The organism is Enterobacter sp. BIGb0383 (genome assembly GCF_003751845.1).
Classification (GTDB): Bacteria; Pseudomonadota; Gammaproteobacteria; order Enterobacterales; family Enterobacteriaceae; genus BIGb0383.
The window spans coordinates 68274-94343 of the sequence record NZ_RJKQ01000002.1 but is presented as its reverse complement, the minus strand read 5'-3'; the positions used below and the strand labels follow the sequence as shown (position 1 = coordinate 94343).

Below are 26070 nucleotides of genomic sequence, written 5' to 3'. Positions count from 1 at the left end.
GTCTTTTCTGTTTCATCACTCCCTTCTTTCTCGCCTTCGGGCCCGAGCCAGACTTGCTATGCAAGCCGCACTTTGATGATTTTTCTGAAAAAAAAGTGTACTATCATCTTGATTTACATAAAATGATAATAATTCTCATTATAATTCTTGTTATTATTTGGATGTTAATCGATGAAATACACTTCTCGGGTTATACACAACGGATTGTCTCTTAAGCTTCCTCACGCGTGGTTTGCCATTATCTCTGCACTTCCTCTCGCGGTTAACGCTGCGGACGCCGACAGCTTTGACGATGAGGACGCTATTGAATTACAGGACAGCTACGTGCGTCCTGACTATGTTGAAATTGAGCGATTACGTGACACCAAAGAAATTATCGTCATTTCAAAAGAGGAAATTCAGCAGCGCGGAAATCGCACCATCTCCGATGTCCTTAAATCGGTACCCGGAATCAGCGTTGATACCACGGGGCAGGGTGATATTGATATTCGCGGCCAGGGTTCCGAAACCGCACAGCGCAATCTACAGGTCTTTTTAGATGGCGCTTCCATTACCACAATTTCTAATCATCCGTATTCCACTAACTACGATGTGGTCCCCGTCGAACAGATTGAACGTATCGAGATCATTCCCGGCGGCGGCAGCGTGCTCTACGGCTCAGGTACCGCAGGGGGGATCATTAATATCACCACCAATCTTCGCGGGCTGAAGGATCCTAAGAGCTCTGTTTTAGCCGAATGGAGTTCGGATGGACATCGACTGGGTGCCAATATTGGCAGCAAAATTGGGGAAAACCTGGCTTTTCTCGGCACGGCGACCAAACTGGATCGCGATCTGTATTACAACAACACCTGGCGTAATTCTGAATACTATTCGGCCGGGCTGCGCTGGGATCCGCTGCCTAATCAAAGCATTCTGATGAGAGCAAGCCATCTGACAGAAGATTCGCAGTATATCAAGACGCTGACCGCCAGTAAGATCAAGCAGTACGGCAAAGACTATGTACCGCCGGATAAGACCGTCACCGTGGGTATCGATGCCAACGGCGAACTGATCAAAGATACCATCAGCGGTTATTTAAGCGGGAGCAGAGAGCTGGATAGCTATAATGTAAGCTATCAAAATAATCTCACCGAACGCTTACAATTTATCAGCGATATTTTCTATACCGATGGTTTTTATACCAATAATGCTAACTGGGAACAGCGTGTCGACCAACAGACTCAGGGTGCCAGACTTAAGCTGGATATGGGCTACTGGAATGACAGCAATATTCTCTTTGGGTTTGATTACTCAAAGCAGGAGGCATCCATCGCGTATATCGGTAGCTATAAGCGAGATGGCAGCGGTAAATACTATGGTGTCTCCCATTACTTTAGCTATAAAAAAGATGTCAAAGCGCTGTATGCACTCAATAGCGTGAAATGGGATAAATACATCTTCACCCAGGGGCTACGGCGCGAGCAGACCCAGTGGTCTTTCGATAAAGGGGGAACGGTAACCGGTGCGGGCACCTCAAACCGCTGGAATACCGCTGCGGAACTCTCTGCGGCATATCTTTACCGCGATACGGGGCGCGTCTACGCGCGCTATGAGCGCGGCTACACCCTGCCGGATGGTCTGCAAATCAGCGATCAGCAGGTTATCAATGGTGAGAAACGCTATTTAATTACCCTTGCCGAAGATGAAATCTACGATATGTATGAGTTAGGCCTGCGTGACAAAGTGGGCTTTTCAACGGTTAATGCCACGCTCTGGATGACGAATACGGATAATCAACTTAATCGTATCTACTTACAGAGTGTGAATGACGCTTATACCATGAACCTGCTGAAAACCCGACGCTGGGGAGCCGATCTCTCTTTCCAACAGAAATTTGGCAAGTTCACTCTGGAAGAGTCTTATGCCTGGCTAAAAGGGCGCTCGGATTATAATGACCAGGGGCGTAAATTCTTAATTGAGCATGGCAAGACAACCATTGATTACACCAAAAGTGGACTTATGAAAGTTCCCGAGCACTCGTTGTCAATTAAAGGGACTTACGACTTTACCGACAGTTTGTCGGCGGATGTGAAATATAGCTATTACGGCTCTTATAACAATTTTCTGGCGGATGCGAAAAAAGAGGATGAGGGCATCGTCGAATCTCGCGATATCGTTGATATCAGCGTCAGATATTCGCCGATCAAACATATTGAACTGTATGGTGGCGTCACCAACGTCTTCAATAAAGAGTACTACGACTATGTGACCGCAGGTTTTGGCTCGCTGATTCCAGGCAACGAGCGCGCCTTCTTTGCCGGTATTAAAGCAACCTATTAATACTCATTGCGACAGAAGGAAAAGTGCGTGACGCCAACAATATCACTTAACTGGAATGCCTCCTTTACGGTGTCTGCGGCGATCCATGCGGCAATTATCGGACTGATTGCCATGCATTCGCTGGTCAGTGTCAGGCCGACGGGGGGCATAGAGAACATGACGATCGTTGAGCTGGGTGGCCCTTCGGGCGTCAGCGGTGGACTGGGTGAGGTTCAGAAGGAAGGCCGCCAGGGCAATGCCGGAAACGGCGGCGACGGGGCGAAAAAGCGGGGCACAGCACGACCGGTGGAAAAGAAAGCGCAGCCGAAGCCGGAAGTTAAGCCCAGCCCAAAAACCCTACAGCCTGCACCACCTCCAGAAAAAGAACCTGTCCGGGCTTCAGCCAGGACCGCTGACAAGCGGGGTAAAAACGATAACATCGACGCCGGTCTGGGCGGTATTGCCGGCGCCAGCGGTACGGCAAACGGCAGTGCAAAGACGGAAGGATCGGGGGTCGGTCGGAATACGGGCGATCTTTCCGGTAACGGCCAGTTTACCGCCAACGGTGACGGCACCTATACGGCACAGGGCGCAGCCGGGATCAGTTATAAAATCGTAACGGATGCCACGACCAAATATCCGCAGGAAGCGCGTTCTATTGGCTTTAACAAAATCGTAAAAGTGAAAGTGCGGTTTTTGGTTGGGCTTGACGGTGCCGTTGAGGCGGTTGAAATTCTGAACCCGGATATTCCCAATCTTGGTTTCAGAGAAGCGGCAATGACGGCGATTAAAGCGATGCGCTTTCAGCCGATCTGGTACCAGGGCAATAACATTAAGGTGTATTTCAGGAAAACCATCGTTTTTCAGCCTTAGCGATCAAGCCTGTCGATAGCGAAAGGCCGGGAAAACCCGGCCTTTTTAATATGGGGACACGCTCTAAGCGTGAAAGCGATCAGCGACTACGGAAGACAATGCGGCCTTTGCTCAGGTCGTACGGGGTCAGCTCAACAGTCACTTTGTCGCCCGTCAGAATGCGGATATAGTTTTTACGCATTTTGCCGGAGATATGCGCGGTTACCACGTGTCCGTTTTCCAGCTCTACGCGGAACATGGTATTAGGCAGCGTATCAAGAACGGTACCCTGCATTTCAATATTGTCTTCTTTGGCCATCTAATCCTCTGGGGTATCACTACCATAATTTTTGAACCGGCAAGATAATGCCCAAGTTCGTCTTGTAAGTAAAGATTTGCGCGTCTAAAACGCAGCAAAACAGCTTTGGCGCATGGCTCCGGCCGCACGATAACGTAAACGTTCAGGGAAGGGGCGAGATAAACGAAGGGCGTTACCTGATTCGACCTGTTCCTTAAGGGCGACGGGGCAATATGCCTAACCTGCTTAGCGGCGTGATTATAACACCCTGACAAAAAATGTGCCGAAAACATTCATTGTCCGGGCATAAATAAGGTTCTTGGGATCCAGCAATGGGGTGATATCCGCGTGACGCGCAGTTCATCCAGCCTTTCCAGATAGGTTCGACGCGGGATCTCAATTGCGCCTAAGGATGCAGTATGGCTGTTCAGGACCTGGCAATCGATAAGACGGCCGCCCTGCTGCATAAAGTCGGCGCAAAAGACCATTAGCGCCGTTTTCGAGGCGTTCTCTGCGCGGCTGAACATCGACTCACCGCAGAACAGAGCGCCCTGACAGACGCCGTACATGCCGCCGACCAGCTCTTCATCGCGCCATACCTCAATCGAGTGCGCATGCCCCAGCTCATACAGACGGTGATAGGCCATCGCAATATCGCGGGTGATCCAGGTTCCTTCATCGCGGTCATCCGCGCAGCCTTCCAGCACGCGTTCGAAGGCGTGGTTCAGCGTAACCCGGTAGGGCGATGAGTTATGAAAGCGCTTCATGCTGCGGCTGACGTGAAAGTGCTCCGGCCACAGTACGGCGCGTGGATCGGGCGACCACCAGAGTATCGGGTCACCGGGTGAAAACCAGGGGAAAATACCGTGCTGATAGGCCATCAGCAGGCGCGCCGGACTGAGATCGCCGCCCAGCGCCAGCAGGCCGTTGGGCTCGCGCAATGCGCCTTCCGGGGAAGGGAAGGCGATAGAGTGACGAGAAAGCTGTACCAGACGCATACGACGGCAACTCCACTATGCACTGCACCGGCAGGTTATTGTTTAAGGGCAGTCTACAGACGTTGCTTAAACTGGTAATAACGCCCCTGTCGGCTCAGCAATTCTGCGTGATTACCATGCTCAATTATTTGCCCGTTGTCCATCACTATTATTTGGTCGAAACGCGACAGTCCGCGCAGGCGATGGGTCACCATCAGCACCGTTTTGCCCCTGGTGACTTCTGCCAGTAAATCAAGGATCTGGCTTTCGGTTCCGGCATCGAGTCCTTCGGTGGGTTCATCGAGCAGCATCATTGGCGCATCGTGCAGCAGCGCACGGGCGATGGCCAGCCGTCGCAGTTCCCCGCCGGAGAGCTGGCGGCCGCCTTCGCCGAGCCAGCTGTTCAGCCCGCCGTCTTCCAGCAGCTTTTCCAGCCCGGTGCGTTCCAGCACGGCAGTCAGCGCGTCGTCTGCTGCATCGGGTGCCGCCAGCAGCAGGTTATCGCGCAGGGTCGCGCTGAACAGGTGCACGCGCTGGGAGACTACGCTGACGCTGGCGCGCAGGGCGGTCTCATTGATTGCCGTAAGAGGGCGGTCGTTAAACAGGATTTCGCCCTGCTGCGGGTCCCAGGCACGGGTCAGCAGCTGAAGCAGCGTAGATTTTCCGCAGCCGGTGCGGCCCAGGATCGCGACATGTTCCCCGGCGGCCACCGTCAGGCTAACGTCACGCAGGGCGGCCTGGGGCTGCTGAGGGTAGGCAAAGGTCACCCCGTTCAGCGTCAGAGCGACTTCACTCAACGGCCGCGCATCGCTCTGGGCAAAAGTGACTTCCGGCGTTTGACCGGTGAGCTCGGTAATACGGGCGGCGGAGGCGATCACCTGGCCGAGATGCTGGAAAGCACCGGTCACCGGGGCCATCGCTTCAAAGGCGGCCAGCGCACAGAAGACAAACAGGGCGATAAGCGCTCCCGGCTGGCTATTGCCGCCGACGCCACCGGCTGCCATCCACAGCATCACCACGACCGCGATGCCGCCGATCAGCAGCATCATCGCCTGAGAAAGGGCGGTCAGCTCTGACTGGCGACGCTGAGCGTCGTGCCAGCTGAGTTCGGTATTTTCCATCTGCTCACGATAGCGATCGCTGGCACCGGTCAGGGAGAGCTCTGCCTGGCCCTGTAGCCAGCTGGTCAGCTGCTGGCGATACTGGCCGCGCAGCTGAGTCAGGTTTTCACCCACCGGCTTACCGGCGCGGTAAAACAGCGGCGGCAGGGCGAACAGGGTCAGTAGCATAATGCCGCCCAGGGTCAGGGCCAGCGTGACATCGAGGAACGTCAGGCCGAAGGTCACCACCAGAATGACCACGAACGCGCCCACCAGCGGGGAGAGTACCCGCAGATAGAGGTGATCGAGGGTATCGACATCCGCCACCACGCGATTAAGCAGCTCGCCCTGACGAAAACGCGCCAGCCCGGCAGGAGAGAGGGGCAGCAGCTTACTAAAAGTGAACACGCGCAAATGCTGCAGCACGCGGAACGTCGCATCGTGGCTCACCAGCCGCTCGAAATAACGCCCGGCGGTGCGGGTAATGGCCGCGCCGCGCACGCCCGCAGCGGGCAGCATATAGTTAAACGTGTAGGCACCGGCGAACCCCACAACCGCCGAGGCGGAGAGGAACCAGCCGGACAGCGTCAGCAGGCCGATACTGGCCAGCAGAGTGATAATCGCCAGCACTACGCCGAGGGACAGCATCCATTTATGCCGTTTATACAGCGCCAGATAAGGTAGCAGCGTGCGCATTTAAATCTCCTCCTGACGGTGGGCCAACAGCCCGGCAAAAGTGCCTTCGGCGGCGGCGAGGGTGGCGTAATCACCCTGTTCCACGAGTTGTCCGTTATGCATGACCCAGATAGCGTCCCAGGCTTCCAGTCCTTCCAGCTGATGGGTGACCATCAGGGTGGTCTGGCGCGTGGAGGCGACGTCCAGCGCCTGCATCACCCGCCGCTCGCTGTGTGCGTCGAGGCTGGCACCGGGCTCATCCAGCAGCAGAAGCTGACACGGATTAAGCAGGGCGCGGGCGACCGCCACACGCTGGGCCTGGCCGACGGAAAGACGGTTGGCCTGCTCGCCAGTCGGGGTATCAACGCCCTGCGGAAGCAGATCGATAAATTCACTGACCCAGGCCCGGTCGAGAGCCGACTGTAGTTCCGCCTCGCTGGCGTCCGGGCGGGCCAGCAGGACGTTTTCCCGCAGGGTGGTCGCAGGCAGCTGCGGATTCTGACCGACCCAGCCGAGCAGGCGACGCCAGCTGTCCGGGTTCAGATCGCGAAGCTCAATGCCGTTAATCAGCAGGGAGCCGTCGTAGGCGAGGAAACCGGCCAGGGCGTTAAGCAGGGAGCTTTTTCCCGAGCCGCTCTGCCCGACCAGCACCACCCGCTGTCCGGCATCAAGGGTGAAATTCAGCGGACCGGCAAGCGGTTTGCCCTCCGGCGACTTCACCACCAAATCGCGCGCGGTAAGGGTAATCGGCTGTCCGGACTTAAGCTCTTTTTCTCCACGCTCCGGCCAGGCCAGCGGGGTTTCCATAAAGGTTTTCAGGCTGTCAGCCGCGCCAACGGCCTGGGCTTTGGCGTGGTAGAACGTGCCCAGATCGCGCAGCGGCAGGAAAAACTCCGGCGCCAGGATCAGGGCCAGGAAACCGGCAAATAGCGTGACGCCAGCGCCATAGTGGCCAAAATTCAACTGACCCAGGTAGGAGAAGCCAAAATAGACGGCGACGATGGCGATCGACAGGGAGGCAAAAAACTCGAGCACGCCGGAAGAGAGGAACGCCAGCTTCAGAACGTCCATGGTCCGGTGACGGAAATCCTGCGACGCCCGGCGGATATTCTCGGTTTCCGCTTCGCCGCGGCCAAACACGCGCAGGGTTTCCATGCCGCGCAGGCGGTCGAGGAAATGCCCGCTCAGACGCGCCAGCGCCTGGAAATTGCGGCGGTTGGCATCCGCAGCGCCCATTCCGACCAGCGCCATAAACAGCGGGATCAGCGGGGCAGTGCAGAGCAGGATCAGCGCGGCAACCCAGTTAATGGGGAAAATGGTGATAATAATCAGCAGTGGAATACAGGTCGCCAGGGTCATCTGCGGTAAATAACGGGCGTAGTAATCGTGCATATCGTCGATCTGCTCAAGGATCAGCGTCGCCCAGCTTCCGGCGGGTTTGCCCTGAATCCAGGCGGGACCCGCCTGCTGGAGGCGATCGAGTACCTGGCGTCGGATCGCATAGCGAATATGCTGCCCGGCATGAAAACCGACTCGTTCCCGCAGCCAGACCATCCAGGCGCGGAGGATAAATACCAGCACCAGCAACACAAAGGGCAGCAGCAGCGCCTCGCGAGGGACCTTTTCCATAATCATCAGCTGAAGAATATGGGCGAGGATCCAGGCTTGTCCGAGGATGAGCAGGCCGCTTATCAGCCCCAGCAGACGTGAGAGCGTCAGCCAGCGACGGGATATAACGCTTTGCTGTTTTAACCAGCGGGTTAACTCTTGTTGACGGGTTTTGTCCATTGCGCGCTTAGCAGGTGAGTTATCGGAATTTTTTGCACGGCAATGTTACAACGGGGAGATAAGAAAGGCGACTTATCGTCGCCTTTCTTTACCTTTGTTACTGACTTGTAAAGATTATTTACTTGCAGGCTTCTGCCAGACCGTCAAGGTAACGTTCCGCATCCAGCGCCGCCATACAGCCGGTTCCGGCGGAGGTAATGGCCTGACGATAGATATGGTCCATCACATCGCCCGCGGCGAATACGCCCGGGATGCTGGTCTGGGTGGCGTTGCCGTGGATACCGGACTGCACCTTGATATAGCCGTTTTCCAGCTCAAGCTGGCCGTCAAAGATCGCCGTATTCGGGCTGTGGCCGATGGCAACAAACAGGCCCGCAACGTCCAGAGATTCGACGTTATCCGTGTTCTGGGTGTCGCGCAGGCGCAGGCCGCTGACGCCCATCTGATCGCCGGTCACTTCTTCCAGTGTGCGATGGGTATGCAGCACGATATTGCCGGAGGCGACTTTATCCATCAGACGCTTGATCAGAATTTTTTCAGCGCGGAAGGTGTCACGGCGGTGGATCAGGTGCACTTCCGAGGCGATATTCGCCAGGTACAGCGCTTCCTCAACGGCGGTATTGCCGCCGCCGATCACCGCCACTTTCTGGTTGCGATAGAAAAAGCCGTCACAGGTCGCGCAGGCGGAAACGCCGCGACCCTTAAAGGCCTCTTCGGACGGCAGACCCAGGTAACGTGCCGATGCGCCGGTGGCGATAATCAGCGCGTCACAGGTGTATTCACCGCTGTCGCCGGTCAGGCGGAACGGACGATTCTGCAGATCGACGCTGTGGATATGGTCGAAAAGGATTTCGGTCTCGAACTTGGCCGCGTGCTCGTGCATACGCTCCATCAGCAGCGGACCGGTCAGGTCGTGCGGGTCGCCCGGCCAGTTTTCCACTTCGGTGGTGGTGGTCAGCTGACCGCCTTTTTCCATGCCGGTGATCAGCACCGGGTGCAGGTTAGCGCGAGCGGCGTAGACCGCAGCGGTGTACCCCGCAGGTCCGGAACCAAGGATTAGCAGCTTACTGTGTTTGACCGTGCCCATGCGATCCTCATTATTGTTGGCAGACGTTGGGCGGGATTGTAGGGAATTTGTGACCGTAAAAAAAGGGTGCAGCGATTTTGTTAACGATGTGTGTAATAGATAAAGGCGATGGATTGCCGGGTTTATCGCCTGTCGTCATAAATCATTCTTCTGAAAATCGCTCGATTATAAGACGATCACATGACGAACAACCGGTGCCTCTCGGGAAAATTTGGCATCTTGTACTAAAAAACGATGTTTTGCTTTGACAATCCCCTGTGCTTTTGCGAAAACATTCGAGGAAGAAAAAAGCAGTATTTCGAGTGTGGCGAATTGCCATGCCCGCAAATGCCATTTTTACCGGGCTACTGAAATGTACGCATGTCGTGGACAGACGCCATGCGTAGTGTTGGTAGCGGCCTTCTGGCAACGGTCTTCTCACCACACACCCTGTAATACGCGCTGCCGAATTCTAATTATTAAGCTGCACGTTAATCTCGGGGGTAGGCTCTGAACAGTGAAGTGCGCAGAGTCAAGACAGGAGTAGGGAAGGAATACAGAGAGACAATAATAATGGTAGATAGTAAAAAGCGCCCAGGCAAAGATCTCGACCGCATCGATCGTAACATTCTTAATGAGCTGCAAAAGGATGGGCGTATTTCCAACGTCGAGCTTTCTAAAAGAGTGGGACTTTCGCCAACGCCGTGCCTGGAACGTGTGCGTCGGCTGGAAAGACAGGGTTTTATTCAGGGCTATACCGCGCTGCTGAACCCGCATTATCTGGATGCATCACTTCTGGTATTTGTTGAGATAACTCTGAATCGTGGCGCACCGGACGTGTTTGAACAGTTCAATACCGCGGTACAAAAACTTGAAGAAATTCAGGAGTGCCACCTGGTATCGGGCGATTTCGACTACCTGTTGAAGACCCGCGTGCCGGATATGTCGGCCTATCGTAAGCTGCTGGGTGAAACCCTGCTGCGTCTTCCGGGCGTGAACGACACCCGTACCTATGTGGTAATGGAAGAAGTCAAACAGAGTAATCGTCTGGTTATTAAGACGCGCTAACACGGAACAGGTGCAAAATCGGCATAGTTTGATACACTCCTGTTAATCCATACAGCAACAGTGCCGGGGAGACCCGGCGCTGTTGTCCGTTTTAGCAAAACAGCTTGTATCGAATCCTTCAGTTTGCCGCGTCGGCTGAAAGAGAAAGCGTACAAGGCCTGGAGAGCCTGTTTTGAGCCAGGAATACACCGAAGACAAAGAAGTCACATTAAGTAAGTTAAGCAGCGGGCGCCGACTTCTCGAAGCGTTACTGCTTCTTTGCTCCCTTTTCGCTATCTGGCTGATGGCGGCACTGATCAGTTTCAATCCATCCGATCCCAGCTGGTCGCAGACCGCGTGGCATGAGCCTATCCATAATTTAGGCGGCATCCCCGGAGCCTGGCTGGCGGACACCCTGCTATTTATCTTTGGCGTGATGGCCTACACCCTGCCCGTGATTATCATCGGCGGATGCTGGTTCACATGGCGTCACCGCGCCAGCGAAGATTATATTGATTACTTTGCCGTCTCTCTGCGCCTGATTGGCGTGCTGGCGCTGATCCTCACCTCCTGCGGTCTGGCTGCGATCAACGCCGATGATATCTGGTACTTCGCCTCAGGCGGCGTGATCGGCAGCCTGCTGAGCACCACGCTTCAGCCGCTGTTACACAGCAGCGGCGGGACGCTTGCCCTCTTGTGCCTGTGGGCCGCAGGGTTGACGCTGTTTACCGGCTGGTCCTGGGTGACCATCGCCGAGAAACTGGGCAGCCTGATCCTCAATATTCTGACCTTCGCCTCTAACCGCACCCGTCGTGACGATAGCTGGGTAGACGACGAAGAGTATGAAGACGACGCCCAGGAAGAGGCCCCGCGCCGCGAATCTCGTCGCGCCCGCATTATGCGTGGTGCCCTTGCGCGCCGGAAACGCGTTTCGGAGAAGTTCACCAATCCAATGGGACGGCAGACCGATGCCGCGCTCTTCTCAGGTCAACGCATGGACGGTTCGCAGGATGACGTCCAGTATCGCGCCAACGGTCAGGATGCCGATGCCGACGATGTGCTGTTCTCCGGCCATCGCGCCACGACCGGGCAGGGCGACTGGGATGAATACGATCCGCTGTTAAGCGGTTATTCCGTGACGGAACCCGTCGCAGCCGCTGCGGCAGCAACCACTGCGACGCAGGCCTGGGCTGCACCTGTAGAGCCTGTTATGCAGACACCTCCGCCAGTCGGCGCTGAACAGGCTATGCCATTGCAGGACGTCGAATGGCAGACTCAGGAGACGGTGCAAACCCCGCCAACAACGATCGCGCCGTCGCCGGAAAGCTGGTCAGCACCGGAACCTGCGCCTGAACAGCAGATGCCATGGTCTGAAGATGAAGCCGCGTATTCAGCTCCGCCGGAAACGCAGGCCGTGCCTGAAGAACCTCAGCACCCGCTGACGCATGCCGATATCCACGAGGTCGCGCCGGTGGAAGAGGTGAAGCCGACGCGTCCGCCGCTGTACTATTTTGAAGAAGTGGAAGAAAAACGCGCCCGCGAGCGCGAATTGCTGGCCACCTGGTATCAGCCAACGCCGGAGCCAGTTCAGGAAACGCCTGTGCGTACCGCGCCCGCTGCGCCAGCGTTTCCGACCGCGGATGCCGCGCCGGCTGTGCCTGATGCCCAGAGCGTGCAGCAGGTTGTCAGCGGTGCCGCCGCGACGGCGGCTGCCGCAGGCCCGCTCTTCAGCCTGGCTGCGGGTGCAGCCCGTACTCAGGTAAAAGAAGGGATTGGTCCACAGCTGCCGCGTCCAAACCGCGTGCGGGTTCCGACCCGGCGCGAGCTGGCTTCGGCTTCCTTCGGCATTAAGCTGCCGTCTCAGCGGATGGCCGAAGAACGCGCCCGTGAAGAACTGCAGGATATCGATGATGATGCCCTGCAGCAGGATGAACTGGCCCGCCAGTTCGCCGCCACGCAGCAGCAGCGCTACGGCGAAGAGTACGAACCTGAGCCGGAAGTCTATGCGCCGCAGGATGACGATGAAGCCGCTGAGGCCGAACTGGCCCGCCAGTTTTCCGCCACGCAGCAGCAGCGTTATGCCGGTGAGCAGCCTCAGGGGGCACATGCCTGGTCGGCAGATGACTTTGCATTTTCTCCGACGAAAACCCTGGTTGACGATGGCCCGAGCGAGCCGCTGTTTACCCTGAGCCCTGAGCCGGAACCTGCGCCTGTACAGCCGCAGCAGCAGATGCATCACCAGCCATACGCTGCCCAGCAGCCGGTACAGCAGCCTTATGTACAGCCGCAGCAGCCAGCCGCCGCACCGGTTCATGCACAGCCAGCGCCACAGCCGCAGGAGAGCCTGATCCACCCGCTGCTGATGCGCAACGGGGACAGCCGTCCGCTGCAGAAGCCGACTACGCCGCTGCCGTCGCTGGATCTGCTGACCCAGCCGCCGACGGAAGTCGAGCCGGTAGATACCTTCGCGCTGGAACAGATGGCGCGCCTGGTTGAGGCGCGTCTGGCAGATTTCCGTATTAAGGCCGACGTGGTGAACTACTCGCCGGGTCCGGTCATTACCCGCTTCGAGCTGAATCTGGCACCGGGCGTGAAGGCCGCACGTATTTCGAACCTCTCCCGCGATCTGGCCCGTTCTCTGTCAACGGTGGCGGTACGCGTGGTGGAAGTGATCCCGGGTAAACCCTATGTCGGGCTGGAGCTGCCGAATAAGAAACGCCAGACCGTCTACCTGCGTGAGGTGCTGAACTGCGCTAAATTCCGCGACAACCCGTCGCCGCTGACGGTGGTACTGGGTAAAGATATCGCGGGCGATCCGGTCGTTGCCGATCTGGCCAAGATGCCGCACCTGCTGGTTGCGGGTACCACCGGTTCCGGTAAGTCGGTTGGGGTCAACGCCATGATCCTCAGCATGCTCTATAAAGCGACGCCGGATGAGGTGCGCTTTATTATGATCGACCCGAAAATGCTGGAACTGTCGGTCTACGAAGGCATCCCACATCTGCTGACCGAAGTGGTTACCGATATGAAAGACGCCGCCAACGCCCTGCGCTGGAGCGTTAATGAGATGGAACGTCGCTATAAGCTGATGTCAGCCCTTGGCGTGCGTAATCTTGCTGGCTACAACGACAAAATCGCCGAGGCGGCTCGGATGGGTCGACCAATCCCCGATCCGTACTGGAAGCCGGGCGACAGCATGGATGCGACCCATCCGGTGCTGGAGAAACTGCCGTATATCGTGGTGATGGTGGACGAGTTCGCTGACCTGATGATGACCGTCGGCAAGAAAGTAGAAGAGCTGATTGCTCGCCTGGCGCAGAAAGCGCGTGCCGCGGGTATTCACCTGGTGCTGGCGACCCAGCGTCCGTCTGTGGATGTGATTACCGGTCTGATCAAGGCCAATATTCCGACCCGTATCGCCTTTACCGTATCGAGCAAAATCGACTCCCGTACCATCCTCGATCAGGGCGGCGCGGAATCGCTGCTGGGGATGGGGGACATGCTCTACTCCGGGCCGAACTCCTCCTCTGCGCCGGTCCGTGTGCACGGTGCCTTTGTCCGGGATGAAGAAGTTCACGCGGTGGTGCAGGACTGGAAAGCCCGTGGTCGTCCGCAGTATGTGGATGGCATTACGTCCGACAGCGAAAGCGAAGGCGGAGCAGCGGGTCTCGACAGCGGTGAAGAGCTGGATCCGCTGTTCGATCAGGCCGTGAATTTCGTCACCGAAAAACGCAAGGCCTCTATCTCCGGCGTTCAGCGCCAGTTCCGTATCGGCTATAACCGTGCGGCGCGTATTATTGAGCAGATGGAAGCCCAGGGCATCGTCAGCGAGCCGGGGCATAACGGCAACCGTGAGGTGCTGGCACCGCCGCCGTTTGAGTGATCCCTGTCGATTGCAAAGATGGGTAAATAAATAAAAATTCAGTCTTTTCTCCTGCCACTGACCGGCCGTGACGCTTAGAGTCAGTGACAGGAGCGCTCCCGCGTCGGGGGTGAGGCATCGAAAGGATAAAAAATGAAAAAAATCGTTATTGCCTGCGCATTATTGACCGGCATGGTGACTACCGGCGTCCGGGCCGATGCGGCCGGAGATCTGAAAAGTCGTCTCGATAAAGTCGGCAGCTTCCACGCCAGCTTTACCCAGAAAGTGACCGACGGCAGCGGCGCAGCGGTTCAGGAAGGCCAGGGCGAACTGTGGGTGAAACGTCCTAATCTGTTTAACTGGCATATGACTCAGCCCGACGAAAGCGTGCTGGTATCCGATGGCAAAACGCTGTGGTTCTACAACCCGTTTGTCGAGCAGGTTAGCGCCAGCTGGCTGAAAGACGCGACTGGCAATACGCCGTTTATGCTGATTGCCCGCAATCAGGCCAGCGACTGGCAGCAGTATAATATCAAGCAGACCGGCGATGATTTTGTGCTGACGCCAAAAACCAGCAGCGGCAACCTGAAGCAGTTCACCATTAACGTTGGCCGTGATGGCACTATCCATCAGTTCAGCGCGGTAGAGCAGGATCAGCAGCGCAGCAGCTATCAGCTGAAGTCGCAGAGCAACGGCGCGGTTGACCCGGCGAAATTTACCTTTACGCCGCCGCAGGGTGTGACGGTGGACGATCAACGTAAGTAAGAGGCGTGCGTGAGCAATCTTTCGCTCGATTTTTCCGATAACGCGTTTCAACCTCTGGCCGCCCGTATGCGGCCAGAAAATTTAGCGCAGTATATCGGCCAGCAGCATCTGCTGGCCGCCGGTAAGCCGCTGCCCCGGGCCATTGAGGCCGGGCATCTCCATTCGATGATCCTCTGGGGACCGCCGGGCACCGGCAAAACGACTCTCGCGGAAGTGATTGCTCGCTATGCCAGCGCCGACGTAGAGCGTATCTCCGCCGTAACCTCCGGTGTGAAAGATATTCGTGAGGCCATCGAGCGGGCGAGACAGAGCCGCAATGCGGGCCGTCGCACCATCCTGTTTGTCGACGAAGTCCACCGTTTCAATAAGAGCCAGCAGGATGCCTTTCTGCCGCATATTGAAGACGGCACCATTACCTTTATCGGCGCGACCACGGAAAACCCCTCCTTTGAGCTGAACTCCGCGCTGCTATCCCGCGCCCGCGTCTATCTGCTTAAGTCGCTGACCACGCAGGATATCGAGCAGGTGCTGACCCAGGCGATGACCGACAGTGCGCGTGGCTACGGCGGCCAGGATATTGTTCTGCCGGATGAGACCCGCAAAGCGATTGCCGGGCTGGTTAACGGCGATGCGCGCCGGGCGTTAAATACCCTGGAAATGATGGCCGATATGGCCGAGGTGGATGCCTCCGGGAAGCGGGTGCTGCAAGAGTCGCTGCTGACGGAGATCGCCGGGGAGCGTAGCGCGCGCTTTGATAATAAAGGCGACCGTTTTTACGATCTGATCTCGGCCCTGCACAAGTCGGTGCGCGGTAGTGCGCCCGATGCGGCGTTGTACTGGTACGCGCGTATTATCAGCGCCGGTGGCGATCCGCTGTACGTGGCGCGTCGCTGCCTGGCGATTGCCTCTGAAGATGTCGGCAATGCCGACCCGCGCGCGATGCAGGTGGCAATCTCGGCCTGGGACTGCTTTACCCGCGTCGGGCCATCCGAAGGCGAGCGGGCCATCGCCCAGGCGATTGTCTATCTGGCCTGTGCGCCGAAAAGCAACGCCGTGTATACCGCCTTTAAGGCCGCGCTGGCCGATGCCCGCGAGCGCCCGGATTTCGATGTCCCTGAACATCTGCGCAATGCCCCGACCCGGCTGATGAAAGATCTCGGCTACGGCGAGGAGTATCGCTACGCCCACAACGAGCCGAATGCCTACGCCGCCGGAGAGGACTACTTCCCACCGGAAATGGCACAAACGCGCTACTATCACCCGACAACCCGGGGTCTTGAAGCGAAGATTGGCGAAAAGCTCGCCTGGCTCGCTGAACAGGACAATAAAAGCCCCACAAAACGCTACCGCTAGTGCGGGCGTTGGGGTAAGGTTAGAAACCGTATAGGCGACCGCAGGCTGCGGTCGTTCTCTTTTCTTTAATTCAATTCGATAAGCACAGGATAAGCATGCTCGATCCCAATCTGCTGCGTACCGAGCCAGACGCAGTCGCAGAAAAACTGGCACGCCGGGGCTTTAAGCTGGATGTAGATAAACTGCGCGCTCTTGAAGAGCGTCGTAAAGTTCTGCAGGTTAATACTGAAAATCTGCAGGCAGAGCGTAACTCGCGATCGAAATCCATTGGCCAGGCGAAGGCGCGCGGGGAAGATATCGAGCCACTTCGTCTGGAAGTTAACAAACTGGGTGAAGAGCTGGACGCGGCGAAAGCCGAGCTGGACGTGCTGCAGGATGAGATTCGCCAGATTTCGCTGGCAATCCCGAACGTTCCTGACGACAGCGTCCCGGTCGGCCGCGACGAAAACGACAACGTTGAAGTCAGCCGCTGGGGCACGCCGCGCACCTTCGATTTCGACGTACGCGATCACGTCACCCTGGGCGAAATGCACAGCGGGCTGGACTTCGCTGCTGCGGTCAAGCTGACCGGCTCGCGCTTCGTGGTGATGAAAGGGCAGATTGCCCGCATGCACCGCGCTCTGGCGCAGTTTATGCTGGATCTGCACACCGGCGAGCATGGCTATGGCGAGCACTATGTGCCTTACCTGGTCAACCATGACACGCTCTACGGTACGGGCCAGCTGCCGAAATTCGCCGGTGACCTGTTCCATACCCGTCCGCTGGAAGAAGAAGCTGACAGCAGCAACTATGCGCTGATCCCGACGGCGGAAGTGCCGCTGACCAACCTGGTCCGCGACGCGATCGTCGACGAAGACGATCTGCCGCTCAAAATGACCGCCCATACGCCGTGCTTCCGTTCTGAAGCGGGTTCCTATGGTCGCGATACTCGCGGTCTGATCCGTACTCACCAGTTCGACAAAGTTGAGATGGTGCAGGTTGTTCGCCCGGAAGATTCCATGGCGGCGCTGGAAGAGATGACCGGCCATGCAGAGAAGGTTCTGCAGCTGCTGGGTCTGCCGTACCGTAAGGTCGCGCTTTGCACCGGCGATATGGGCTTTAGCGCCTGTAAAACCTACGATCTTGAAGTGTGGATCCCGGCGCAGGACACCTATCGTGAAATCTCCTCCTGCTCGAACGTGGGTGATTTCCAGGCTCGCCGTATGCAGGCGCGCTGCCGCAGCAAATCGGACAAGAAAATCCGTCTGGTGCACACCCTGAACGGTTCCGGCCTGGCGGTCGGTCGTACGCTGGTGGCGGTGCTGGAAAACTACCAGCAGGCCGATGGTCGTATCGAAGTGCCGCAGGTGCTGCGTCCGTATATGAACGGTCTTGAGTTTATTGGCTAAAGGGCAATTTGCGCTTTTTACCTGTAGCTCCCATCAACGCCAGACCTTGCGGTCTGGCGTTGTTTTTTTAGCGCTTTTCTCCATGAAATATTTCAACTGAATTAACGCCGCCATTTTCTTTATAATTCAATAAAAACAATGGAATAGATAATAAGTTTATTCCATAACCTCATCGCTGGATAAGAAAGATCAATCGTCGTCTATGAAACCGCTTCCCGCCTGATTTTTGGTGGATTGACTTTGCATACAGCGGTGGCATGATGCGCACGAAATCTGAACTTCCTCACGGTTTATTATCCATGTCGATCTATACCCGGCCAGTGCTGCTTCTGCTCTGTGGCCTGCTTTTGTTGACCCTGGCGATCGCGGTGCTGAACACGCTGGTCCCTCTGTGGCTTGCCCATGACAACATGCCAACCTGGCAGGTTGGGGTGGTCAGCTCATCTTATTTCACCGGTAATCTGGTGGGTACACTGCTGGCCGGTCGACTGATTAAGCGCATGGGTTTTAACCGCAGCTACTATATTGCGACGCTGATTTTCGCCGTGGGCTGCGTGGGCCTTGGCGTGATGGCAGGCTTCTGGAGCTGGCTGGGCTGGCGTTTTATCGCCGGTGTGGGCTGCGCCATGATTTGGGTGGTGGTAGAAAGTGCCCTGATGTGCAGCGGCACCTCCCGCAGCCGTGGCCGCCTGCTGGCCGCCTATATGATGATTTACTACGTCGGGACCGTGCTGGGCCAGCTGGTCGTCAGTAAATTCCCGACTGAAATGGTGCAGATCCTGCCGTGGATTATTGCGCTGGTGCTGTCTGCCATTCTGCCGCTGTTGTTTACCCGCGTGCTCGCACAGCATACGGAGCATGAAGAAACCACCAATATGTGGTCAATGCTGCGCTTCCGCCAGGCTCGTCTGGGCATCAACGGCTGCATTATCTCCGGGATCGTGCTGGGATCGCTTTATGGCTTAATGCCGCTGTATCTGAATCATCAGGGCGTCAGCAATGCCGGGATCGGTTTCTGGATGGCGGTCATGGTCAGCGCAGGTATTGTGGGGCAGTGGCCGATTGGCCGACTGTCTGAGCGCTACGGACGTCTTCTGGTTCTGCGGGTGCAGGTCTTTGTGGTGATCCTCGGCTGCCTGGCGATGCTCAGTCAGGCGGCGATGGCACCGGCGCTGTTTATTCTCGGGGCGGCGGGCTTTACGCTCTATCCGGTGGCGATGGCCTGGGCCTGTGAAAAAGTGGAACAGCATCAGCTGGTGCCGATGAACCAGGCGCTGCTGCTGAGCTACACCGTGGGCAGCCTGCTTGGACCAACGTTGACGGCGATGCTGATGCAGAATTTCTCCGACAACCTGCTGTTTATCATGATTGCCGGTGTCTCTTTTGTGTATCTGCTGATGCTGCTGCGCAAAGCCGGACATCATCCGACGCCGGTGGCGCATGCCTGAACAACATCCCGCGTGTTTTAGCACGCGGGTTTCATCTTTACTCGTCTGCTATCGGCTGGAGTTTTTCAGGCACGCTGTATTGCTTTCCGTCATAGCGTAGGCGGTAGCTGGCGCTGGATTTCGTCTCTGTTGACTGGCAATTCTGAACATCTCCCCGGAAAACCGAGTCGATATGCTTTTCATTCACAATGATATCCCGGTAGCCAAAGCTTGCGGTTTCACTCAGCGACAGGGTGCGCGCAGCCTCAGAAAAATTGCCAGCACAGGATCCATCCCACTCTCCACCCGTTTCGGCGGCAACGACGCCCTTTAGCACCGGGCGCAGGCTATTGTTATCTATGACGTACAGCGAGAGCACTTTCTCGCTGAAGGGATTGACCCGCGAGCTACCGGATTTATCGATCCGTAGACCAAATGCCAGCTGGTCTGCAGCGACTTTCCAGCGTGCGGTGTCTAATGAGATGCGACTGATATACATCGCATCATCATCCATGCGGTTTGGCAGGCGTAGCCGCTGTTTTACCTGCAACGTGGCGGAATCGAGAACCAGCAGTTCAAGGTCACCGGTGGAGTAGCCTTCGGCATCCGCCTGGGTGGTCATCAGCGGGACTGCCGCGAGCGTCAGTTCGGGACGGGCGGGCCACAACTTGCACAGCACGCTCTGCGGCGTACCGGCTGCCAGGGTGACAGTCGCATCAGCGACCCGGATGCTGTCATCCGTGATGCTGGCCGCATCGGACCAGGCCTGGGTAACAATTCTTTTGCTATCGCAGGCCTGCTCAGAGGCATGCGCCCAGCCGCTTGCGAGCACGAGCAGGGCGATACAGGTGATACGCATTATTCCCTCCCTGGTTTTATTTGTTTAGTACATTACTTTGTGACCGTACTGCTCAAGGATCCCCTTCACCCGCTCCATGGTCTCTTTCTTCGGTGGGTGCACGCCATCCAGCTTGTACTCTTCACCCATCGCCACCCATTTGTGCTTACCCAGCTCGTGATAGGGCAGCAGCTCAATTTTTTCGACGTTACCCATATCGCGGGTAAACTCGCCGAGGCGATGCGCAGAATCGTCATCGTCAGACCAGCCTGGCACCACAACGTAGCGGATCCATACCTTGATGTCTTTCTTCGACAGGTAGCGGGCAAACTCCAGGGTGCGATGGTTTGAGACGCCGACCAGATGCTGGTGGATCTCATCGTTCATCTGTTTTAGATCCAGCATCACCAGATCCGTCACTTCCAGCAGTTCGTCCACCACCGGATCGTAGCGGCGTACAAAGCCGTTAGTGTCGAGGCAGGTGTGAATACCTTCGGTTCGACAGGCGCGGAACCAGTCGCGGACAAACTCGGCCTGCAGCATGGCTTCGCCGCCGGAGGCCGTGACGCCGCCGCCGGATGCATTCATAAAGTGGCGATAGGTTACGACGTCGCTCATGAGCTCGGCAACGGTGATCTCTTTGCCGCTGTGGGTATCCCAGGTATCGCGGTTGTGGCAATAGAGGCAGCGCATCAGGCAGCCCTGGAAGAAGGTAATAAAGCGGATCCCAGGACCATCAACGGTGCCACAGGATTCAAAGGAGTGGATGCGACCAATTACTGACATTGCGGTGGATTCTCCAGATATGGCCCGTCCGGGGCCTGTATTGATGCACAGCTCAATCCGGCTGTGTTAAATCTGTTTTGGCAGATATCCATAGTATAGATAACCGACAAAGCAGACTGGAGAGGGGTTAGTAAAAAGGCCCCACTGATGTGGAGCCTTTATTATACGCTGTTTACCGCGTGATTTCAGTCAAACCCGATTACATGGTCTGAGTGAAGGTACGGGTGATAACGTCCTGCTGCTGTTCTTTAGTCAGGGAGTTAAAGCGTACTGCGTAACCGGAAACACGGATGGTCAGCTGCGGATATTTCTCCGGGTTTTCCATCGCGTCGAGCAGCATTTCACGGTTCATCACGTTCACGTTGAGGTGCTGACCGCCTTCGATGGAAGACTCGTGATGGAAGTAACCGTCCATCAGGCCTGCCAGGTTGGTTTTACGCACTTCGTCGTCTTTACCCAGCGCGTTAGGAACGATAGAGAAGGTATAAGAGATACCATCTTTCGCGTAAGCAAACGGCAGTTTAGCGACGGAGGTCAGAGAGGCAACAGCACCTTTCTGGTCACGACCGTGCATCGGGTTAGCACCTGGTCCGAACGGTGCGCCAGCGCGACGGCCATCCGGGGTGTTACCGGTTTTCTTACCGTACACCACGTTAGAGGTGATGGTCAGAACAGACTGGGTCGGGATAGCGTTGCGGTAGGTAGTCAGTTTCTGAATTTTCTTCATGAAACGTTCAACCAGGTCAACAGCCATGTCATCTACGCGTGAATCGTTGTTACCGAACTGCGGGTATTCACCTTCGATTGCGAAGTCGGTAGCCAGGCCATCTTCGTCGCGAATCGGTTTCACTTTTGCGTATTTGATAGCGGACAGGGAGTCAGCCGCAACGGACAGACCTGCGATACCACATGCCATGGTGCGAACAACGTCACGGTCGTGCAGCGCCATCAGAGAGGCTTCGTAGCTGTACTTGTCGTGCATGAAGTGAATCACGTTCAGCGCGGTGACATACTGTTTTGCCAGCCAGTCCATGAAGTGATCCATACGGTCCATCACTTCGTCGAAGTTCAGAACGTCGCCTTTGATAGGATCGGTTTTCGGACCAACCTGGATTTTCAGTTTTTCATCAACGCCGCCGTTGATTGCGTACAGCATGGTTTTCGCCAGGTTTGCACGCGCACCGAAGAACTGCATTTGCTTACCAACAACCATCGGGCTTACGCAGCAGGCAATCGCGTAGTCGTCGTTGTTGAAGTCAGGACGCATCAGGTCATCATTCTCATACTGCAGAGAAGAGGTATCGATGGAGACTTTGGCAGCGAATTTTTTGAAGTTCAGCGGCAGTTTTTCAGACCACAGAATGGTGATGTTCGGTTCCGGAGACGGGCCCATGGTGTACAGGGTGTTCAGGAAACGGAAGCTGCTTTTGCTGACCAGAGTACGGCCATCAACGCCCATACCGGCGATGGATTCAGTTGCCCAGATCGGGTCACCAGAGAACAGCTCATCGTACTCAGGAGTACGCAGGAAGCGAACCATACGCAGTTTCATGACCAGGTGGTCAATCATTTCCTGTGCGTCCTGCTCGGTGATTTTACCGGCTTTCAGGTCACGTTCGATGTAGGCATCCAGGAAGGTGGATACGCGACCGAAGGACATTGCTGCGCCGTTCTGAGATTTAACCGCGGCCAGGTAGCCGAAGTAGGTCCACTGCACAGCTTCCTGAGCGTTGGTTGCCGGACCAGAGATATCGCAGCCGTATTTTGCCGCCATTTCTTTGATCTGACCCAGAGCGCGGTGCTGGTCAGCGATTTCTTCACGCAGACGGATAGTCGCTTCCAGGTTTACGCCATTTTCCATGTCGGACTGCAGGGACAGGAACTGGGCATATTTGTCTTTCAGCAGGTAGTCGATACCGTACAGTGCAACACGACGGTAGTCACCGATGATACGGCCACGGCCGTAGGCATCCGGCAGACCGGTCAGCACGCCAGATTTACGGCAGTTCAGGATGTCTTTGGTATAAACATCGAAAACGCCCTGGTTGTGGGTTTTACGGTAGTCGGTGAAGATTTTTTTCAGGGCCGGGTCCAGCTCGCGATCGTACGCTTTGCAGGAACCTTCAACCATTTTGATACCGCCGAACGGGATAATCGCACGTTTCAGCGGAGCTTCGGTCTGCAGACCCACGATTTTTTCGAGGGCTTTGTTGATGTAGCCCGCGTCGTGAGAGGTGATGGTAGAGGCAACGGAGGTATCAAAATCAACCGGCGCATGAGTGCGGTTTTCCAGTTTGATGCCTTCCATAACGCTATCCCACAGCTTGGTGGTTGCATCAGTTGCACCTGCCAGGAAGGATTCGTCACCTTCATACGGGGTGTAGTTTTTCTGGATGAAGTCACGTACGTTAACTTCGTTCTGCCAGTCACCTTTGGCAAAACCTTCCCAGGCTGCTGCTAATTTTTCGTTAAGTTCGGACATGTAACACCTACCTTCTTAAGTGGATTTTTTATTTACTGCCTGAGACTGCCATCAATGATGGTCGTCGCCACGCAGGTAAATGACCCAGTATGTCAACCCGACTAACAAACCTCCGCCGATGATGTTACCAATGGTAACCGGAATCAGGTTGTCGGTGATAAAATTCATCACTGTCAGGTGAGAGAAATTGTCCGGAGACGAACCGACTGCGGTCCAGAATTCCGGGGTGGCAAAGTTGCGGATTACGATACCCAGCGGGATCATAAACATGTTCGCAATGCTGTGCTCAAAGCCGCTGGCGACAAACATCGCAACCGGCAACACCATAATAAGCGCTTTGTCCATCAGGCTACGGCCGGAATAACTCATCCAGACGGCCAGACAAACCAACAAGTTCGCCAGGATACCGAGCGCGACGGCTTCGATAAAAGTATGGTGCATTTTATGGTCGGCGGTTTGCAGGACATTCATGCCCCAGGCTCCGTCGGCGACCCTATACTGGCCGGCAAGCCAGATAAGCAGTACGAAGAGCAGTGCGCCCACCAGGTTACCGATGTAAACATTCAACCAGTTCTTCGTCAGCTGCATCCAGCTGATGCGACCGCTCGCTTTGGCGACAACGATCAGCACGGTTGAAGTAAACAGGTCAGCCCCACAGATGATGCAGAGAATCAGCCCTAACGAGAAGCAGATCCCACCAATCAGTTTGGTCATGCCATACGGCATCGTCCCGGCCCCGGTGGTGGAGGTGATATAGAAAACAAATGCGATAGAGATAAAGACGCCCGCGGTTATCGCCAGATAAAAGGTGGTAAGCGGATGTTTTGTTGCTTTATAGACACCGGCTTCTTCGGCAACTTTGGCCATCGCAGCTGGGACTAGTAGATCGAAAGGGTTGTCAGCTTTCACACTAACTCTCTCTGTATTTATGTCGGCGAGGAGATACTAACAAAGCATTATAGAAGAGAATTTGATGCAGATCATATCTCACCTGGCTTATAGGGACACATTCCGCAGGGTTTTGACTGGTTTTGGGTGTAACTTTATGTTTTATATGATAAAAATAAATTTTAAACTTTGCACTATCAGTTGAAATATTTCTCTGTGCGTTACCGAAACCCGTTAATTATTCAGGGGTAGATGTCATATTAATTAACATTCTGGGCTAATTATTTCTTACATGACTACTCGTAATTAACGTATTAATTACATCCCCACCAAAGTCCATAAAAAATATAAGGAAAAGGGGCCCCGAAAGGCCCCTCAATATAGTCAGGTATTGTCCTGAACCGAATTTATTTCTGCCACCAGGCGGCTTTCGCACGCTGCAGCTTTTCGTACGCCTTCAGCAGGGACTGATGCGCCGGGAAGGCGTGCAGATCGCTGTCGGAGCTCTGCAGACCGTAGAACGGCTCTTCGCCGCTGATGGCCGCGCTTGCTGCGTCTACCGCATCCTGACCGTACATGCGCACAAAGGCGTGCAGGTACTGGGCAGGTTCACGTTCTGGCTCCTGGGTCAGCAGCAGCAGGGTCTGCAGGCAGCGATAGTAGTTCGCGCGCTCAGGCGTAAAGATTGACGCGTTGAACTCCATGGTCCACTCGGTCCAGATCAGCGCCTGTTCCATATCGCCACCGGCCAGCGCCAGCATGGCTTTCAGCTCGCCAATACGCAGGGTATACCAGCCGTTATCTTTACCGCTTGCAATGCCCAGCAGTTCACGGACGCGGGTGAAGTCGTCATGGCCTTCATCATCCAGCTGGGTGATAAGGTTAAGGTAGTCCTCTTTATTCCACTCGCTGCCCGGCAGCGCCAGCAGAGTTTCGCGCAGATGGCTGCCCATGCTGTTGTTCGCCAGCCACAGGTCTTCCGCTGGATAGATATCGGACATGCCCGGCACGATGATACGGCAGGCGTAGACGCTCAGGTGCTCGTAGTCGGCGATATAGACTTCCTGGTCTTCCGCTTTGAAGATAGCCATCAGGGTGGCGAACTCTTCTTCGGTGGTGCCGGAGAAGCTCCAGTCCACGAACGGATAATCTGCGTCCTGCTTGAAGGTATCCCAGGAGATCAGACCGCTGGAGTCGATAAAGTGGGTTTCCAGGTTTGCGTGCTCGGCCACTTCTTCATCGTCGAAGGTCGGCGGAGTGAACACGTCCAGATCTTTCAGGCCGCGGCCCTGCAGCAGTTCGGTGACGGTACGCTCCAGCGCGACGCCAAAGTCCGGGTGTGCGCCGAAGGAGGCGAAACAGGTGCCGTTGGCCGGGTTAAACAGGACCACGCAGATCACCGGGTACTTGCCGCCCAGGGAGCCGTCGTAGGCAAAGATCGGGAAACCTTCTGCTTCCAGCTTCTCAATCGAAGCCACCACGCCCGGATAGCGGGCCAGCACGTCAGCCGGGATTTCCGGCAGGCTGATGCTTTCGGCGATGATGCGGTTTTTAATGTGACGTTCAAAGACTTCAGACAGACCCTGCACGCGGGCTTCGTTGCGGGTATTACCGGCGGACATACCGTTAGAGACGTACAGGTTGCCGACGATATTCATCGGAATATAGACGGTCTGCTCATCGGACTGGCGGGTAAACGGCAGGGCGCAGATCCCGCGCGCGTCGTTACCGGACTGCAGATCGACCAGCATACCGGCGGTCAGGGCATCATCCGGATCGTAGAAAGCGCGCAGACGCGCGTCGAGAAGGCCTTCCGGCACGTCATCATCTTCGGTCAGCGGGAACCACTTCTCGTTCGGGTAGTGAACGAACGGGCCGTTAGCGATGGTGTCGCCCAGCCAGAAGTCAGCGAAGAAATAGTTAGTGGACAGACGTTCGAAATATTCACCCAGCGCCGAGGCCAGCGCGGCTTTTTTGGTGGCGCCTTTACCGTTGGTAAAGCACAGGGCGCACTCTTTATCGCGGATGTGTACGGACCAGACGTTAGGCACCGGATTCAGCCAGGAGGCCTCTTCGATGTTGAAACCGAGGTCGGTCAGTTTCTGCTGGAAGCGGGCGATGGAGTCTTCCAGTGCGGCATCTTTGCCGGGAATAAATGTTTGCGTCATGGTGTTCAC

At 56.0% G+C, this 26070-nt stretch carries 18 protein-coding genes; 8 read left to right on the top strand and 10 right to left on the bottom strand.

What is annotated here, in order from left to right; genetic code table 11:
• The first annotated feature begins 171 nt into the window (after window positions 1-171).
• Window positions 172-2322, top strand: a complete 2151-nt coding sequence (locus EDF81_RS08810) for a TonB-dependent receptor (protein ID WP_123347778.1) — start codon at window positions 172-174, stop codon at window positions 2320-2322.
• A gap of 27 nt (window positions 2323-2349) precedes the next feature.
• Window positions 2350-3174 (top strand): TonB family protein, encoded by an 825-nt coding sequence (locus EDF81_RS08805; RefSeq protein WP_123347777.1) that lies wholly within the window; start codon window positions 2350-2352, stop codon window positions 3172-3174.
• A gap of 79 nt (window positions 3175-3253) precedes the next feature.
• Here the strand turns inward: EDF81_RS08805 and infA are convergent, their stop codons facing one another.
• The 5 genes from infA to trxB all read right to left on the bottom strand — a co-directional run bounded on the left by infA (window position 3254) and on the right by trxB (window position 9078).
• A complete protein-coding gene (gene infA / locus EDF81_RS08800; RefSeq protein ID WP_002211347.1) occupies window positions 3254-3472 on the bottom strand; it encodes a translation initiation factor IF-1 in 219 nt (72 codons plus the stop codon).
• Between the two features lie 272 nt (window positions 3473-3744).
• Entirely contained in the window at window positions 3745-4449 is a 705-nt protein-coding gene (aat, locus tag EDF81_RS08795; RefSeq protein WP_123347776.1) for a leucyl/phenylalanyl-tRNA--protein transferase, read from the bottom strand.
• 53 nt (window positions 4450-4502) lie between these two features.
• On the bottom strand, window positions 4503-6224 hold the full coding sequence (locus EDF81_RS08790) for a heme ABC transporter ATP-binding protein/permease CydC (protein WP_123347775.1): 1722 nt from the start codon (window positions 6222-6224) through the stop codon (window positions 4503-4505).
• Window positions 6225-7991, bottom strand: coding sequence for a heme ABC transporter permease/ATP-binding protein CydD (locus tag EDF81_RS08785; protein ID WP_123347774.1), 1767 nt, complete (start codon window positions 7989-7991; stop codon window positions 6225-6227). It lies immediately after the preceding gene.
• A 118-nt stretch (window positions 7992-8109) separates the two neighbouring features.
• Window positions 8110-9078, bottom strand: a complete 969-nt coding sequence (gene trxB, locus EDF81_RS08780; protein WP_123347773.1) for a thioredoxin-disulfide reductase — start codon at window positions 9076-9078, stop codon at window positions 8110-8112.
• Between the two features lie 552 nt (window positions 9079-9630).
• On the opposite strand from trxB, the gene lrp reads away from it, so the two are divergent.
• The 6 genes from lrp (at window position 9631) to EDF81_RS08750 (ending at window position 18920) form a co-directional block, all read left to right on the top strand.
• The gene (lrp, locus tag EDF81_RS08775) at window positions 9631-10125 is read left to right on the top strand and encodes a leucine-responsive transcriptional regulator Lrp (protein ID WP_000228473.1); all 495 of its coding nucleotides are present in this window, start codon (window positions 9631-9633) and stop codon (window positions 10123-10125) included.
• A 172-nt stretch (window positions 10126-10297) separates the two neighbouring features.
• A complete protein-coding gene (locus tag EDF81_RS08770) occupies window positions 10298-13987 on the top strand; it encodes a DNA translocase FtsK 4TM domain-containing protein (protein WP_123347772.1) in 3690 nt (1229 codons plus the stop codon).
• Window positions 13988-14119: 132 nt separating this feature from the next.
• A complete protein-coding gene (gene lolA, locus EDF81_RS08765) occupies window positions 14120-14731 on the top strand; it encodes an outer membrane lipoprotein chaperone LolA (RefSeq protein ID WP_123347771.1) in 612 nt (203 codons plus the stop codon).
• Window positions 14732-14740: 9 nt separating this feature from the next.
• Complete coding sequence (locus EDF81_RS08760) at window positions 14741-16084, top strand: replication-associated recombination protein A (protein WP_123347770.1); 1344 nt, start codon at window positions 14741-14743, stop codon at window positions 16082-16084.
• 95 nt (window positions 16085-16179) lie between these two features.
• A complete protein-coding gene (serS, locus tag EDF81_RS08755) occupies window positions 16180-17472 on the top strand; it encodes a serine--tRNA ligase (RefSeq protein WP_123347769.1) in 1293 nt (430 codons plus the stop codon).
• A gap of 299 nt (window positions 17473-17771) precedes the next feature.
• Window positions 17772-18920 carry an MFS transporter gene (locus EDF81_RS08750; RefSeq protein ID WP_123347768.1) on the top strand — a complete coding sequence of 383 codons (1149 nt, stop codon included), beginning with the start codon at window positions 17772-17774 and terminating at the stop codon, window positions 18918-18920.
• 37 nt (window positions 18921-18957) lie between these two features.
• Here the strand turns inward: EDF81_RS08750 and EDF81_RS08745 are convergent, their stop codons facing one another.
• The 5 genes from EDF81_RS08745 to ycaO form a co-directional block, all read right to left on the bottom strand.
• Window positions 18958-19758 (bottom strand): hypothetical protein, encoded by an 801-nt coding sequence (locus tag EDF81_RS08745; RefSeq protein WP_123347767.1) that lies wholly within the window; start codon window positions 19756-19758, stop codon window positions 18958-18960.
• A gap of 24 nt (window positions 19759-19782) precedes the next feature.
• Window positions 19783-20523: a pyruvate formate lyase 1-activating protein gene (gene pflA, locus EDF81_RS08740; protein WP_123347766.1), complete on the bottom strand. Its 741-nt coding sequence runs from the start codon at window positions 20521-20523 to the stop codon at window positions 19783-19785.
• Window positions 20524-20722: 199 nt separating this feature from the next.
• A complete protein-coding gene (pflB, locus tag EDF81_RS08735) occupies window positions 20723-23005 on the bottom strand; it encodes a formate C-acetyltransferase (protein WP_123347765.1) in 2283 nt (760 codons plus the stop codon).
• A gap of 51 nt (window positions 23006-23056) precedes the next feature.
• On the bottom strand, window positions 23057-23914 hold the full coding sequence (focA, locus tag EDF81_RS08730; RefSeq protein ID WP_123347764.1) for a formate transporter FocA: 858 nt from the start codon (window positions 23912-23914) through the stop codon (window positions 23057-23059).
• 386 nt (window positions 23915-24300) lie between these two features.
• Complete coding sequence (ycaO, locus tag EDF81_RS08725; protein ID WP_123349013.1) at window positions 24301-26061, bottom strand: 30S ribosomal protein S12 methylthiotransferase accessory factor YcaO; 1761 nt, start codon at window positions 26059-26061, stop codon at window positions 24301-24303.
• Window positions 26062-26070 lie beyond the last annotated feature (9 nt).